Annotated in this window: 12 protein-coding genes and 5 pseudogenes; 13 read left to right on the top strand and 4 right to left on the bottom strand. The window is 58.9% G+C overall.

The features are described from left to right. The first annotated feature begins 62 nt into the window (after positions 1-62). The 8 genes and pseudogenes from AMD14_RS10205 to AMD14_RS25680 all read left to right on the top strand — a co-directional run bounded on the left by AMD14_RS10205 (position 63) and on the right by AMD14_RS25680 (position 5,776). A complete protein-coding gene (locus tag AMD14_RS10205; RefSeq protein ID WP_011051228.1) occupies positions 63-698 on the top strand; it encodes a hypothetical protein in 636 nt (211 codons plus the stop codon). Positions 699-811: 113 nt separating this feature from the next. Then, positions 812-2,026 (top strand): IS4-like element ISXac1 family transposase, encoded by a 1,215-nt coding sequence (locus AMD14_RS10210; protein WP_011051229.1) that lies wholly within the window; start codon positions 812-814, stop codon positions 2,024-2,026. Between the two features lie 149 nt (positions 2,027-2,175). After that, positions 2,176-2,385 (top strand): annotated as a pseudogene (locus AMD14_RS25275) (transposase); the annotation flags it as partial. A gap of 38 nt (positions 2,386-2,423) precedes the next feature. After that, positions 2,424-2,912, top strand: coding sequence for a hypothetical protein (locus AMD14_RS25280; RefSeq protein ID WP_223293175.1), 489 nt, complete (start codon positions 2,424-2,426; stop codon positions 2,910-2,912). A 21-nt stretch (positions 2,913-2,933) separates the two neighbouring features. Beyond that, positions 2,934-3,983, top strand: a pseudogene (locus AMD14_RS25665) (glycoside hydrolase family protein); the annotation flags it as partial. 378 nt (positions 3,984-4,361) lie between these two features. Further along, positions 4,362-4,754 (top strand): annotated as a pseudogene (locus tag AMD14_RS25670) (XVIPCD domain-containing protein); the annotation flags it as partial. Between the two features lie 523 nt (positions 4,755-5,277). Continuing rightward, on the top strand, positions 5,278-5,418 hold the full coding sequence (locus AMD14_RS25675; RefSeq protein WP_367682950.1) for a hypothetical protein: 141 nt from the start codon (positions 5,278-5,280) through the stop codon (positions 5,416-5,418). After that, positions 5,366-5,776, top strand: coding sequence for a DUF4238 domain-containing protein (locus tag AMD14_RS25680; protein WP_327348062.1), 411 nt, complete (start codon positions 5,366-5,368; stop codon positions 5,774-5,776). The genes AMD14_RS25675 and AMD14_RS25680 overlap by 53 nt, the downstream gene beginning before the upstream one ends. On the opposite strand, the pseudogene AMD14_RS23270 reads toward AMD14_RS25680, so the two are convergent. Further along, positions 5,717-6,884 (bottom strand): annotated as a pseudogene (locus tag AMD14_RS23270) (IS3 family transposase). The gene AMD14_RS25680 and the pseudogene AMD14_RS23270 sit on opposite strands and share 60 nt — an antisense overlap. A 211-nt stretch (positions 6,885-7,095) precedes the next feature. On the opposite strand from AMD14_RS23270, the gene AMD14_RS23275 reads away from it, so the two are divergent. Together AMD14_RS23275 and AMD14_RS23280 are read left to right on the top strand one after the other, a co-directional pair. After that, positions 7,096-7,890 (top strand): hypothetical protein, encoded by a 795-nt coding sequence (locus tag AMD14_RS23275; RefSeq protein WP_011051233.1) that lies wholly within the window; start codon positions 7,096-7,098, stop codon positions 7,888-7,890. Between the two features lie 28 nt (positions 7,891-7,918). Then, positions 7,919-8,839: a hypothetical protein gene (locus AMD14_RS23280; protein ID WP_223293177.1), complete on the top strand. Its 921-nt coding sequence runs from the start codon at positions 7,919-7,921 to the stop codon at positions 8,837-8,839. Between the two features lie 175 nt (positions 8,840-9,014). On the opposite strand, the pseudogene AMD14_RS10240 reads toward AMD14_RS23280, so the two are convergent. Further along, positions 9,015-9,239, bottom strand: a pseudogene (locus tag AMD14_RS10240) (integrase core domain-containing protein); the annotation flags it as partial. A 106-nt stretch (positions 9,240-9,345) separates the two neighbouring features. Beyond that, entirely contained in the window at positions 9,346-9,753 is a 408-nt protein-coding gene (locus AMD14_RS10245; RefSeq protein ID WP_015472057.1) for a helix-turn-helix domain-containing protein, read from the bottom strand. Between the two features lie 232 nt (positions 9,754-9,985). Here AMD14_RS10245 and AMD14_RS10250 point away from each other — a divergent pair, with 232 nt between their 5' ends. The 3 genes from AMD14_RS10250 to AMD14_RS10260 are packed head-to-tail and all read left to right on the top strand — an operon-like array spanning position 9,986 to position 12,558. Further along, entirely contained in the window at positions 9,986-10,354 is a 369-nt protein-coding gene (locus AMD14_RS10250; protein WP_005923946.1) for a hypothetical protein, read from the top strand. A 3-nt stretch (positions 10,355-10,357) separates the two neighbouring features. After that, positions 10,358-11,728, top strand: coding sequence for a radical SAM/SPASM domain-containing protein (locus tag AMD14_RS10255; RefSeq protein WP_015463139.1), 1,371 nt, complete (start codon positions 10,358-10,360; stop codon positions 11,726-11,728). After that, the gene (locus AMD14_RS10260) at positions 11,725-12,558 is read left to right on the top strand and encodes a lysophospholipid acyltransferase family protein (protein ID WP_011051237.1); all 834 of its coding nucleotides are present in this window, start codon (positions 11,725-11,727) and stop codon (positions 12,556-12,558) included. Before AMD14_RS10255 ends, AMD14_RS10260 begins: the two co-directional genes overlap by 4 nt. Before the next feature lie 398 nt (positions 12,559-12,956). Here the strand turns inward: AMD14_RS10260 and AMD14_RS10265 are convergent, their stop codons facing one another. After that, positions 12,957-14,171, bottom strand: a complete 1,215-nt coding sequence (locus AMD14_RS10265; RefSeq protein WP_011051238.1) for an IS4-like element ISXac1 family transposase — start codon at positions 14,169-14,171, stop codon at positions 12,957-12,959. Positions 14,172-14,290: the final 119 nt, after the last annotated feature.

Consider the following 14,290-nt stretch of genomic DNA (forward strand, 5'->3'; position numbering starts at 1 on the left):
GATTGACCTCGGTGCCCGATGCCACTAGCGTCGCAGCCACACCAGCGCACAACGGACGCTTCATGATCGCGCGCCCCCTCTACGCCTTGCTCGCCTCCCTCGCTCTGGGCGCATGCGCCCACACGGCGGCCACCCCAGCCCCGGCAACCGTCACGGAGACATCTGCCATGAATTCCTCAGCCGAATCCAAAGTCACTCCCGCTGGCGGTGAACCCAGCGGGCCGATACGAACGGCAGAGGATGCGCTCACCCGCATGCTTGCATTGATTCAAGCTATTGATGGACTGGACGATCTGACACCTGACTACCTGCAGTCCAAAATGGGGGTTCCGGTGACGCATGCGGCAGCTGATCCCAAGCGTTATGGCGCCAGTGCTCCGCTTACCAGTGAGTGGGGTTACAGCTTTGGCATGGACCAGACGCCGACTGCGGGGCGTTGGTTCGAGTTCACTTTTATTCCAGCGCAAGCGGGTGCTTCCCCGTCAATGACGGAGATCTGCGGGATCGATTTCGAGACGTTTACGAAGAAGCTGGAAAACATCGGGTTTGTACGTCAACGGAACATGGTGGAAGACGGGCGATGGATGAGTGATTTCTTTACGCGCCCAGGAATGCGAGTAGAGGTTTTTCCGCGTGGTGAGGCTGCGAAACCGCAAGTGTTGGTAGCGCACAAATGCATCGAATGGGTCTACATCTGAGGTTTCCCCACATTTCTTCCTGCGAGATCAAGCGCTTGGTGGGCCAGGCGGTGGAAGAAGGTGCGCGCATGGGGCACGCTTCAAGGTGATTAAGCCAGAGAAGAGTGCCGACCATGCGCGCCAGCGAAGTATTGCAGAAGTGCCTGTCTAACTCACTCTCCGGGATGCATGCGTTACGCCAACGTACCTTGCTGGGCGCGGTTGAAGCGCTAGTGCACGGGGGCCGACTGACGCTGATCGACATCGCACGCGCGTGGCCTGGCGCGACGCGGGTACGTGCGCCCCTCAAGGCATGCGACCGCCTGCTGTGCAATCGCACGTTGCAGGCCGAGCGATCCATGATCGAGCGGGACATGGCGCATTGGCTGTTGCGCGGCGACCAGCCGGTGATCGTCATCGACTGGAGCGATTTGAGGCCGGACAAGTCATGGTGTCTGCTGCGCGCAGCCGTGCCGATCGGTGGACGCACACTCACCTTGCTGGACATGGTGGTTGCCGGGAAACAGCAGGGATCGCCCGGCGCGGAAAAACGCTTCTTGCAACAGCTCAGGCGAATGATTCCAGACGATGTGCGTCCGATCCTGGTCACGGACGCCGGATTCCGCACGCCATGGTTTCGCGCGGTGTCGGCGATGGGCTGGGATTGGGTCGGGCGTCTTCGCGGACGCACGCAGGTCAAACCGCAAGACGTGCCCGATGATGCAGCGCAATGGATCGATAGCCGACGCCTGCATGCATTGGCGTCCAACCGTGCATGCGAATTGCCACCGATGCAGGCCAATCGCAGTGATCCACTCGATTGCCGTCTGGTGCTCTATGCCAAGACACGTCTGGGACGTCAGCAACGCAACCGCCGCTCGCCAGCGAAGGTCTCGCGTGCATCCTCCAGCTTGAAAGCAGCGGCGCGTGAACGCGAGCCGTGGTTGATCGTTGCCTCCCCACAGTTACAAGCACCCAGCGCGAAACACTTGGTCAATCTGTACGCACGAAGGATGCAGATCGAGCTGGCATTTCGTGATCTGAAGTCGCATCGCTACGGTCAGGCGATGGAAGACAGCCTGACCCGTCGCGGCGAGCGGTTGCAGATCCTGTTGTTGCTCAACACACTGGCCACCTTTGCCAGTTGGCTGGCAGGACTGGGATGCGAAGCCACCGGTATCGCCCAGTGGCTATCGCCACGCAGCAGTACACGCAAGCTCTACTCGACACTGCGTGTCGGCCGCCAGGCGCTGGCCAGGCGCTGGCCGATGGAACCTGTCTCACGCTGGCTAGAACGCTTACGTACACTGCCCGAAGCAGTGCGTGAGCAGATGACGCTGGTGCTTTAAAAACGTGGGGATACCTAAGGGTCTACATCCGTTAAGTGACCCACCCCCAATAAACCGGACCACCGTAAAGTAGAGACTTCGTCCCGCGTGGGCTCCCGTGGATTACGAGGAATCAGGCGATGAAGAAGTCCCGTTTCACCGAGGAGTAGATTGCGTACGCGCTCAAGCAAGCCGAGCTTGGGATGACAGTCGGAGATCTGACGCAAGCTGGGTATCGCGGAGGGAACGTTCTATGTGTGGCGCAAGAACTACGGCGGCGGGGCCCGTCCGAGCTCAAGCGCCTGTGGTTGCTGGAAGAGGAAAGCCGCAAGCTAAAGCAGCTGGTGGCCGACCTGAGTCCGGACAAGGCGATGCCCCAGAAGTGGTCAATGATGTTATTCACACGCAAGGAGTTTTCATGAAAATAAAGTCTGTTGGCTGCGTGGCGCTTGCGCTCTTCTTCATCACAGGATGTACGGTGGTATCCGCGGGCGCGGACATGCGTGCTCCATCCGGAGCCTCGCTTTGTGAGGAGTCCCGTGGTTGGGAGGGCGCAGGTTCGACGCAAGCCATACAAGTCAATCCACAGGTCTCCGAAGATGATAGCGGGCGTTCTTATCGCTTTGATCTTGGCGGTCGAGGCGGGTTGAAGCGCTTGGGTGCTAGTTGTGGATGGGGCTCATATGCGGAATGTAGCTTTGAGGCAGTCCGGTCAGATGGAGCAAGTTATCGCTTCTCAGAGATGTCCACGTTTGGCCTCTGGGAGACGAAAGAAGGGTTGTATCTTGTTTACCGTATCGTCGCGCCAAAGGAAAAGGCCGCAGAAGCAAAGCGGAGAGTCGTGAGGGTGGGTAATCCGCCTGCAGAGATCTGCAATCAGATCGGGGATTACTCTAACTTAATGTAGTTTTAGATAAGGAGATCAGAAATGCCTATCAACTATCGCGAGCTTACCCAAGAGCAGTACAACGCGCTCACCGGTGATTTGGTCAAGCTCACCGAAAGCTTGCACGCGCGCTCCCAGGATGTAGGCGATGGTCGGGCCACGATTGGCTATGGATATACATTCAATCGCTCAAACAATGCTGCGATCTGGGCTGAGTCCGGCATCGAGCTCTCGGATGCACAGCGCAGACAATTGTCAAGGATCGATGCTGCAGCCCCTGGGGACCGCACAAGGCTGGGTCTGCAGTTTGATCGTACGCTCAATGCTGCAGAAGGAGACCAGCTACTAGCCGCATCAATGCCTGAGTACGAGCGGCCGATCAATGCGTTGAACATGCCAATGTCGCAAGAGCGGGCGGCGCTTGTGTCGCTCGTCTACAACCGTGGTGCGGGGTCGTATAACGCCAACATGCAGTCATTTCGGGATGCTGTAGTGGCCGGCGATCGCTCCGAGGCCTGGTTTGAAATGCGTTACAACGCGTGGGGAAGCAATGCTGCTGCGGAAGCGGGTCTTCGCAAGCGTCGTGTACTGGAGTCCGAACTCTTTGGCCTCTACAGCGATCCAAACAACGTCACAAGCGACGAGGCGCTGTCTACTTACCAGATGTATCAGCAACATCGCGAGCGCATCAATCGTGACGAAGCTCGCTGGGGGGTGGATATCGATGGAAATCCTGGGCAACGTAATTTGATTGCGGAGGCGAATCGGGACTATGCAACCTTGCTGGAAGGGCGAGGCAATGTGCAAACCCTTGCGCAGTCGTTGGACCCAGCGCGTTTGCGCCTGCTTTCTGATTTGCGGGAGCAGCATCCTGAAATTGCAGATCGCTTGAGCAACGAGGCATTCAACGCAGGCTCGATCCATGTAGATGCGGGGCGAGATTCTGCGCGCGTTGCCGTGGATGCCGATCACGCCGCGACAATCGATGCAACCCGCCGGAGGAACGGCGCAGAGGTCAGCAGTAACGATCTGCTCCTAGGGGGGGGAGGTAATGACACCCTGATTGGCGGGCAGGGCAACGACGTGCTGATAGGCGGGCCGGGTCATGACGTGCTGCGTGGTGGGGCTGGTAATGATATCTACATCGTTAACGATGGTGATGTAGTGCAGGATGCCGACCGAAATGGTCAGATATTTTGGGATGGCCGGCAGCTGACCGGAGGCACCCGGCAAGGGGACGAACCAGAAGGTGTCTTTCGTAGTGCGGATGGTCAAACTACTTACCGAATCCAAGGTGCCGATCTATTGATTGGTAACGAACGAGGGCAATCGGTAACCGTGCAGGATTTTCAGTCAGGAAGCCTAGGCATCGAGCTCGGCCAGGCGCATGTTCAGCGCGAGCACGGTGCATCGCAGACTGAGCAGGGTGCGGTCAAAATCTCGGAAAGCGGGAGATATCAGCTGGCATCGCTATCCCAAGACCCGCTCCATAGCCAAGCCGAGGATGCAGTTCGCCGCCTTGAGCAAGGCCTCGGTCGAGAGTACGACGACAACAGCGCCCGCCTTGCGGCAAGCAGTGCATATCTTGCAAAAGAGAACGGGCTGTCGCGAATCGATCATGTCGTACTGAGCGAGAACACAAAATCCGTGCGACAAGGCGAGAACGTCTTTGTGGTGGAAGGCGCGTTGAACGACCCCGCTCACAAGATGGCGCATATGAAGACGAGCGATGCGATTGCGCAGCCTGTCGAGCAATCCTTAGCGCAACTGCAGGCCTTGGGCGAAACGCAGCGCCAACAGCAATCCCAGCAGCAGGAGCAGCAGCGAGAGCAATTGATCGCACCTCAACACCGGATGGTGTGAGGCCTGGCGCAAGTTGTCTGGGGGCTATTGCACAAATCCGCCCCTTTTTACCTTGTAGTGAATAGCGGTTCTGAATCGCGGTTCCAGGTTCACTTCCACTGCAACGTGGCCGTCGCCAAACCATCGCGCCCATGCCTGCGCGCTTGGCGGCGTAGATCGGTAGCGCTGCGGGTAGTGAAACGACAACGGCCGCAGTACGCCGCCGCTATCGTTAGATCAGGCAGCCAGGATCGTCTTGACGATTCCCGATTCCCGATTCCCGATTCCCCAAACTCACTGATCGCTGGAGCGCAATCCGTCCACGTCCAGGATGAGTGCCATGCGGCCGTCGCCGATCAGGGTGGCGCCGGCTTAGCCGGGGAGGCCGCAAAGGGCGTGGGGGTAGGGGTTTTGATCACGAAGGAAGTGAATCTGGAACCGTTACTTGATCGAACCGTTACTTGCCCCATTGTTGACGGGGCCAAAGCGCCAGCACTTCTTACCCCGCTTTTACTTGAAGGGTTTCACTAGGGACGATCAATTGTTGTCGGTATACGACCGCACTACAGGCGAGGTGCGCAGACAATCGCCCGATAATACTGCGGTAACCGGACACCTTTACACGCTGACTGATGATCAGGGGCGCAAGCGCTTTGAGTTGGAGGGCGACGCTAGCCGCTATTGAAGGCGACGCTTCTAATCACCTGCCAACTCTCATAGAAGGGTCGCCACTATCGGAAGAAGCACGTCTAGCTCTGTCTTATTTTTTTGCGGCTATGGCAGTACGAACTCCGGATTTTATCCAAAGCATTCAGCGCGCCAATGGCCAACTACTCAAGCGCGTTTCGCAAATCATGCTTAGCACTCCCGAGCAGGCTATGAAAGCACTGAGAGCTAAACCGGCTAACTTCGAAAAAAGTGATGCTGAGCTCTTCGATGAGGCGCTCAGGCTTGTGGTGATACGCCCAGGGTTCCGTAGACACTCAAGACCCTCGTTGCGCGTAGCGCCGTTCAAACTCTACAGGGGACAGGTCGCCAGTTGAACCATGACGGCGTTGTGGGTTGTAGAACATCTCGATGTAGTCGAACACCTCGGCGCGTGCGGCGTCCTTGGTGGGGTAGATCCGCCGCCTGATCCGCTCGCGTTTGAGCAGACCAAAGAAGCTCTCCACCGGTGCGTTGTGCCCCAAGGGCAGGCTTCGCGCTCGTGGCAGTTGCCACGCCGACTCATGCTGCACACCAAGCCATGGGACGCCAGGAAACTGCGCCAGTCATCGCTGGTGTAGACAGACCCCTGGTCCGAATGAACCAGGCAACCAGCGCTGGGTTTGCGCCGCCACACCGCCGACAGCAAGGCCTGCACGACCAACTCGGTATCGGCTCGATCGCGCATCGCCCAGCCGACGACCTGCCTGGAAAACAGATCGATCACCACAGCCAGGTACATCCAGCCTTCATGCGTACGGATGAAGGTGAAGTCGCTCGCCCAGGCCGTGTCCGGCTCGGTCACGTCGAACTGTCGATCCAGCAGGTTGGCTGCCGCCTTGCACGGCGTTCCGCCATGGAAGCGCGGCTTGCGGCCATAGCCCACCTGGGCACGCAGTCCCTCGGTGCGCATCAATCGATGCACCCGATGGCGACTGCAACGCTCACCCAGATCGCGTAGATCCTTGGCAATCTTGCGATGCCCATAGACACTGCCGCTGGCCAACCAGTGGTGCTTGATCAGCCCCAGCAGGCGTTCGTCTTCCTTGGCGCGTTCACTGTCGGGCGACTTTAGCCACGCGTAGTATCCAGCCCGGTTCACCCGCAAAACCCGGCACATCGCGCACACCCTGAATTCTTCGCGGTGGACTTGCATGAAGAGGTACTTTGCCTTTACCCCTTGGCAAAGTACGCGGCGGCCTTTTTTAGGATGTCGCGCTCCTCCGTCACCCGGCGCAACTCGATCTTCAGCCGCCGGACTTCGGCGCTCTGGTCCGCCTCAGCGCGCTGTACTACGCCGGGCTTGCCGAACTTGCGCAGCCAAGCGTACAGGCTGTGCGTGGTGACACCCAGTCGCTCGGCGACCTCTGCCACCTTGAACCCACGATCGGTCACTTGCCGGACCGCCTCGATCTTGAACTCATCCGTATACCGCTTACTGCTCATGGACACCTCCGAATCAGCCATTTTCCATGGCCTTGAGATGTCTAGGAAATCCTGGGCGTATCACTGTTCGCGCGTGATGATCGGCATGCAGTAGCTGTCAGTCGTGCCGCACGAATGAAAGAGAATAGTTGGAACCAAGGTTCCACGTCGGGTGACGTCGCACTTCTATGTAAAGTGTGCTTTCGGCTGAAACTGTTATTCCAACCGTTATATGTCTGAGATTCTTGAGGTTCTTAGGGAAGTGCGCCCCCCCCCCCACCCCCTAGAAGCATGCATATTCGGTAATAGAGTGGTATTTTCAAAGTTTTTTCAGCGCCAACTAATTTATTTCTTGTATTACCTGAAAATCTATGAACTTGACACTGGCACTAATGGGTTGCTAAACCGTCAATTGCTAAATGCTCACACAACTGGACTTAAAAGGTTCGCGCATCCATGTAACGCATGTAAATCAACTATTGTACTATTTATGAAAATTACATTTATAAAAATGATAGTTTTGGGGGTGTTGGTTGGTAGTAGTGCTGGGGCTGGGGCGGCTCCGCCATCTAGCGATGGTGAATTGCTCAAGAGTTCTTCGATTCTTCAAGAAGAGGTGGATTTGGCTACAGCTCGGATTCGTTCAAGCAAGCAATTTGAAGCTTATCTAGCTGCCACCCCGTCCTCTGTCGCTTTCAAACTTCCCCCAAGCGTGCTTAGTAAGTTCCGCCGTAGCATGGTTTTTACGGAGAGGGGTCTCGCTTCCTTTTCTTATGACGGATTGATAGACTACCTTAATACTAAAGAGCTATACGAACTGCTTGGCCTGTTTGGGGTCCAGCGAACTATCTCGTCTATTCCAGGGATTGTCGGAAAAAACGAAATAGAAAGGAAGATTATCGAAGTTAATGATATCAACCCTAGGCAAGATTCTTATTGCTTAATTAATCAAGGCAGTAACTCTTGCAAATATGAATATAAAAGCATGTGCTCTCAGGCCTGTTCTTCATCAGGTAATGGTAGGTAGAATGTGCTTACAAGTTTTTTTGCGGCGGATGCTCGTCGCATTCGCCGCTCTTGCGTGCGGTCACGCTTTCGCGCAAGACTCTGATATAAAAATTTCAGTTGAAGAGATTGGCAAGGCTAGAGTGGTCCGTCGAAGTGATGCCATGCATGGCTTCACGCTTATGGTTAAATCTTATCAACGCCTTGTCAGGCCAAAACTTTTATCGATTGATGCGCTTAGCATGGAAGATATTCATGTTGTATTTGATCTTTCTGCTGAGCTTGCTTTCTATTCGAATCTATATAAAGGAGGTTTGGACGTAAGTTACCTCCGGGATATGAGTCGGGCTTACGCCATTCTGTCAAAGAATGGGAGGCTGACAGAAAGCGATAAATTCGCAATGCGTGAAACTCTTGAGCAATATAGAGACTTTAGATCCGCCGAAATTATTTCAGGGCACAGGAGTGATGTTATTCTTAAGACGGATGGTTTAGGTTATGTTATCAATCCGGCGCCGTATCGTGGAAATTCTTCTAGGCCCGTGTTGTCTTTTTCTAGCGACTCGAAAAAATTCGAGATTTCGGAAAAAAAGGTTTCTAAGGAGTTTCAAATAATCGTGCTTGGCGGATGTCACTTTGCAAGTGACGCTGCCGCACGTATAGATGCTGACGATGAGATTAGCTCAGCTTTTGAAAAAGCTAATGCCATATGGATTGCATCAAGTACTACTCCTTTGAATGTGGAAGATTTTTCAAATTGGCAATCAGACCATCCAAGGCAGAAGCTGGTAATTGCTTTCAGCAATCTGGATTGGCCTGGCGTAAGATTTGACTCTATTCCAACATTCCACCTTTTCAGAAGAGGGCATCTGGTGGCCGTTCTCACTGGCTGGTCTTCTGATGAGAAAAGTTTGAATGACTTAAGATCTATTCTGGCGAAGAATGATTTTCTCCTGCCTCGCGCAGACTGATCTGCTGGCGCAGGTCAAGGTAGTTGTCGCCTGAGGTAAGCATCAAGAATGGGCCGGGTGCTTGGGTATCTCCATGTTTTACAGCATCGATGTCATCTGCTAAGGAAACTCTGCAGGAAACGGGGCAAATTCACTTCCCACCCGCTAGTCGCCCGCCATTGCGTAAGCTCCCCCGTCAAGCAGGCAGTTCAAAAGTAGAGCTTTCGGCGTACTTGTTGCGGTACTCGACCGGGGTCATTCCGCCGAGCGAATCATGGGATCTTGCTTGGTTGTAGTCGATCATCCACCAGTGGGCGGCTTCGCGCACCTCGTCGAGGCAGGCGAAGAGATTCAGGTCGAGCACTTCCTCGCGGAACGTGCGATTGAAGCGCTCGATGAAGGCATTCTGATTTGGCGCGGCACCTGGTCGGTCACATGGCCGCCCGTCCGCACTGCCGACCCATGGCCTGGCGCGGCCGCGCCGCCCATGGATCGGGTGTTGCACCGCGGGCGCCGCACCGCGCGGCTCAGCCCGTCAACAATTCGATGATCTGCGCGATGGCAACACGTTTGCGCTGAGATGCGCGCCGTAAAGCGACCAAGACGCTGCTTTCCAGCTCGTCGCGCGCGAAGTCGCCGCTTTGCACGGCCGCATCCAGCAGGCCCTCCTGTGCCCGGGACGGGCCGCGACCGGTGGCCAGCCATTCGAAGCACACTGCGGTCTCGCAGGCGATCTGAATCAAGTGGCCGACGCTGGGGGTGGTGCCGGCAGTGCATTCCCATTGGGTGACTGCGCTGCGCTGGACGCCGACGCGCTTGGCTAGTTCTGCCTGACTGATGGCGGCGAGCGCGCGCGCGCGGCGAATACGAGCAGACAGGGACGTCACCGAATCACCTGCGTCGGGTTGAGGTAAGTGCGTCTTCCGGGGCAGCAAGAATTAGCACATTTTGGCTACTTCCGCTGTCCGGACAAGCCTACACAGCCTGCTGGCAACGGCGGCGCATGCGCCGCCCCGCAGTGAGGCAGCGTGGCTGCCCGTGCCGCGGGCGCATGCGGGCTGCCCGGGTTGCCGCCCGTCATGCATGCTTCGAGCCACACCGGGCCGGGAGGAATGGGACAGGACGGCCAGCAAGGCGCGCAATTCCCTTAATCACATCAGGTGAGTCATGAAGACAACCAGGACAGGCACCAAGGAAATCAGTTTGACGCTGGCAGTGGAGGTGACCGAAGACACCGCGGCCGAGAGCGTGGCCGAGCAGTTGGAGAAGGCGCTTTCGCATCTGGACGGCAAGGTCGGACGGCTTTCGGATGTGGTGGTCCGGACGGTGCCGCGCATCGTCAGCAACGCGGGCGCAGGCTACGAAAGTCGTATCTGGGAAAAGGCGACCTGCAAGATTGCCGACAACCCGCGCGACCGTCTGATCGATCCGGTAGTGGATCTGGAAAAGCTCTCCGAGCAAGTCATTCAGCTGGAACGGCAACTGGGGGCAGTGCGCGAGGGCCTGGCACGGCTCCAGACCGGGGCGAGGGGTTGAGCCGTGGCCGGTTATGCGTGGGCCAGCCACCGTGTGCTTCCGCTGGACGGTGACGATCTGGCAGTGCTGGCGGACGGCAGTTCCGGCTGGTGCGTGTTGACCCGCGACGCCTACCGGCAGCTGCGAGCGGAGCTGCCGCTGGAATTGGACGATTCCATCCAGCTGCAGCCGCTGACGCAGTTGTGGGAGTCGGCATTGCTGACGCGCGATGGACGCTGCATCGACACCGCGCAGTACCGTCAGGCCCAGTCCCCGACCGCGGTGCTGCTCAAGCTCACCGGTACCTGCAACATCGACTGTGATTATTGTTACGACTACGACGCCGAACGGTTCCGCGCTCAGCAATCTCTCGGCACCATCCAGACTACGCTGGCGCCGCTGTTGGAGCGCGGTGAGCCGCTGTCGATTGCCTTCCATGGCGGCGAGCCATTGCTGCGGTTCGGTCTCATCCGCCAGGTGGTGCAATGGCTGGAACCGCACCGCGCCCGCGTCGGTTTCTCGTTGCAGACCAACGGGACGCGCTTCACGCCGGAGATTCTCGACTTTCTGGAGCAGCACGACTTTTCGGTCGGCCTGTCGCTCGATGGTCTGGATGAAGCGAGCAATGCATTGCGCCGCACGCGGGGGCCGCGGACGCCGCTGCAGTGCATCCTGGCGCTGATGCGCGAGCGTCCACAGTTCGTGCGTCAGCGCTGCGGTTTCCTGGCCGTTGCCTCGCGTACCTCGGCACCCGGGCTGCCGGCGTTTGCGCGCTGGCTGCAGGACTTCGGTGTGCAGGGCATGTCGATCACCTTCCTCGACCTGGCCGGCCGCGGCGCCGATCTCGCCGACGAGCGGCTCTCGCCCGAACAGGCCGTGGATCTGTATGCAGGGCTGCTGGAGATGATCCGGAACGGTCAGCTCCATAGCCTGGCGTTGCGCAACCTGGTCGCACGCATGAACAACCTGTTTACACTGCAGTCCCGCGATCTTTGCTATCGGGGGCCCTGCGGCGCGGCCGGCGATTTCCTGGTGCTGGACGCGCAGGGCGGCAAACGGACCTGCGACTGCGTCTATCACCCGTATTTCGAACTGAAGGCAGGCCAGGACGGGGGCGACGCGCCGGCGCGCGCTGCCATCGTCGCGCGTCACAGCTGGCTGCGGCTGCATGGCCAAGGCTGCAGCCGCTGTGCACTGTTCGGACTGTGCGGCGGCACCTGCGTGGCCAAGGCACTGGTGCGCACTGGTCACGACCGTAGCGTGGATCCGGTGGAATGCGCATTGTCGCGGTATCTGTATCCCGAACTGCTGCGCGAGTTCACGGCTGCCGAACGGCCTTTGTTCGCGTACTACGCGCGGCATGCGCAGGGCGATGCGCTCGCCGAGGCGGCATGACACTGGCCGTACCGGGCTGGCGGCCCGACATGCCGCTGGACGACGATGCGCTGGTGGCCCACCTGCGTGCACGTGCCGAACCGACAAGTTGTCACGCGCTGGCCAACTGGCTGGCTGGCCCGTTGGAGCACGAGACCCGCAAGGCGTACTGGAGCTATGCACAGGCCGCGCAGCGGTTGGGCTGGCGCGTGCGGCCCACCTTCTCGGCGCACTACCTGCAGCGACAGGCGGAGTACTACTTGTCGGCTGCGTATGCGCGACCGGCGGCGCCGGCGTTCGCGGTGCCCCCGGCGACGCTGATACTGACCTGGCACCATCCTGCAGCTCCCGTGCTCATGGCTGGCGTGCGGGCGACAGGTGTTCTGACCTTGATCGCCCAGCGGGCGGAGTGGATGGGCGTGCTCATGGGCGAGGGCAACCTGCTTGCGTTCCGCGATGCCGGAAGCAGCATGCGGCTGCTACGCGCCTTCCGTCAGCAGCGCGTGGTCAGCTGCATGATCGATTTCTGTTACGACGACACCGCGTACGTGGAAGGGCCATTCCTAGGCCATCGGGCGCGCACGCCGCGGGGAGTATTCGCCTTGGCCGAACGCTTCGGTTATGTGGTCTGGCTGGTGTCCTTCGCCGATCATCGGCCCTATGTGGCGGCGCGATTCGCCGCCGGCACGCATGGCGTCGCCGCGCTGGTGGCGCAGGTCAACGCATTGCTGGAAGCAGAGATCCGAAGCGACCCACCGGCCTGGCTGCTGTGGCCGGCGCTGGATCGGCGGGTGACCGATTTCGATTATGGGCAGGCGCGCTCGGGCCGTGCTGCGGTGCCCGCGGCCTGACCCGCCGCCCGCATGGCCGTGGAGCCGGCGGCGCATCGTGACCATTGGGCTGATGCCAAGAGACTGGTGCGCTTCCGTCGAGAGAGCGCCTGCGTAGATCGACTGTCGGCGGGATTGCTGCCGGCGATGTCTCCCCCCATCCGCCCTTCGGGCACCTTCCCCCGCAAGCGGGAGAAGGGAGCAGCGCTAGCGGTAGAAGGGACCGGCGCACGCGGGAAGGGACGAACGCATGCCGAGAAAAGAAGCGATTCGTCTGTACGAGCCCCTCTCCCGCCTGCGGGAGAGCTGCTGGGGTAAGGGTTGAGGTTGCACGGAATGTCTTCCGCCACGCACCTGCACCCGCGCGCAGCGAGATCTACGGAGATAACGGTTCCAGGTTCTTAGGTATCCCCACGTTTTTAAAGCACCAGCGTCATCTGCTCACGCACTGCTTCGGGCAGTGTACGTAAGCGTTCTAGCCAGCGTGAGACAGGTTCCATCGGCCAGCGCCTGGCCAGCGCCTGGCGGCCGACACGCAGTGTCGAGTAGAGCTTGCGTGTACTGCTGCGTGGCGATAGCCACTGGGCGATACCGGTGGCTTCGCATCCCAGTCCTGCCAGCCAACTGGCAAAGGTGGCCAGTGTGTTGAGCAACAACAGGATCTGCAACCGCTCGCCGCGACGGGTCAGGCTGTCTTCCATCGCCTGACCGTAGCGATGCGACTTCAGATCACGAAATGCCAGCTCGATCTGCATCCTTCGTGCGTACAGATTGACCAAGTGTTTCGCGCTGGGTGCTTGTAACTGTGGGGAGGCAATGATCAACCACGGCTCGCGTTCACGCGCCGCTGCTTTCAAGCTGGAGGATGCACGCGAGACCTTCGCTGGCGAGCGGCGGTTGCGTTGCTGACGTCCCAGACGTGTCTTGGCATAGAGCACCAGACGGCAATCGAGTGGATCACTGCGATTGGCCTGCATCGGTGGCAATTCGCATGCACGGTTGGACGCCAATGCATGCAGGCGTCGGCTATCGATCCATTGCGCTGCATCATCGGGCACGTCTTGCGGTTTGACCTGCGTGCGTCCGCGAAGACGCCCGACCCAATCCCAGCCCATCGCCGACACCGCGCGAAACCATGGCGTGCGGAATCCGGCGTCCGTGACCAGGATCGGACGCACATCGTCTGGAATCATTCGCCTGAGCTGTTGCAAGAAGCGTTTTTCCGCGCCGGGCGATCCCTGCTGTTTCCCGGCAACCACCATGTCCAGCAAGGTGAGTGTGCGTCCACCGATCGGCACGGCTGCGCGCAGCAGACACCATGACTTGTCCGGCCTCAAATCGCTCCAGTCGATGACGATCACCGGCTGGTCGCCGCGCAACAGCCAATGCGCCATGTCCCGCTCGATCATGGATCGCTCGGCCTGCAACGTGCGATTGCACAGCAGGCGGTCGCATGCCTTGAGGGGCGCACGTACCCGCGTCGCGCCAGGCCACGCGCGTGCGATGTCGATCAGCGTCAGTCGGCCCCCGTGCACTAGCGCTTCAACCGCGCCCAGCAAGGTACGTTGGCGTAACGCATGCATCCCGGAGAGTGAGTTAGACAGGCACTTCTGCAATACTTCGCTGGCGCGCATGGTCGGCACTCTTCTCTGGCTTAATCACCTTGAAGCGTGCCCCATGCGCGCACCTTCTTCCACCGCCTGGCCCACCAAGCGCTTGATCTCGCAGGAAGAAATGTGGGGAAACCTCAGTT

Origin of the sequence: Xanthomonas citri pv. citri (assembly GCF_000961215.1) — a bacterium.
Classification (GTDB): Bacteria; Pseudomonadota; Gammaproteobacteria; order Xanthomonadales; family Xanthomonadaceae; genus Xanthomonas; species Xanthomonas cissicola.

Coding starts and splice junctions, on each gene's coding strand:
- AMD14_RS25280 (WP_223293175.1), top strand. CDS start 2,424: ATGAAAATAAAGTCTGTTGGCTGCGTGGCGCTTGCGCTCTTCTTCATC.
- AMD14_RS10250 (WP_005923946.1), top strand. CDS start 9,986: ATGAAGACAACCAGGACAGGCACCAAGGAAATCAGTTTGACGCTGGCA.
- AMD14_RS10265 (WP_011051238.1), bottom strand. CDS start 14,171: ATGCGCGCCAGCGAAGTATTGCAGAAGTGCCTGTCTAACTCACTCTCC.
- AMD14_RS10260 (WP_011051237.1), top strand. CDS start 11,725: ATGACACTGGCCGTACCGGGCTGGCGGCCCGACATGCCGCTGGACGAC.
- AMD14_RS10210 (WP_011051229.1), top strand. CDS start 812: ATGCGCGCCAGCGAAGTATTGCAGAAGTGCCTGTCTAACTCACTCTCC.
- AMD14_RS25680 (WP_327348062.1), top strand. CDS start 5,366: ATGATCAGGGGCGCAAGCGCTTTGAGTTGGAGGGCGACGCTAGCCGCT.
- AMD14_RS23280 (WP_223293177.1), top strand. CDS start 7,919: ATGCTCGTCGCATTCGCCGCTCTTGCGTGCGGTCACGCTTTCGCGCAA.
- AMD14_RS23275 (WP_011051233.1), top strand. CDS start 7,096: ATGTCTGAGATTCTTGAGGTTCTTAGGGAAGTGCGCCCCCCCCCCCAC.
- AMD14_RS10205 (WP_011051228.1), top strand. CDS start 63: ATGATCGCGCGCCCCCTCTACGCCTTGCTCGCCTCCCTCGCTCTGGGC.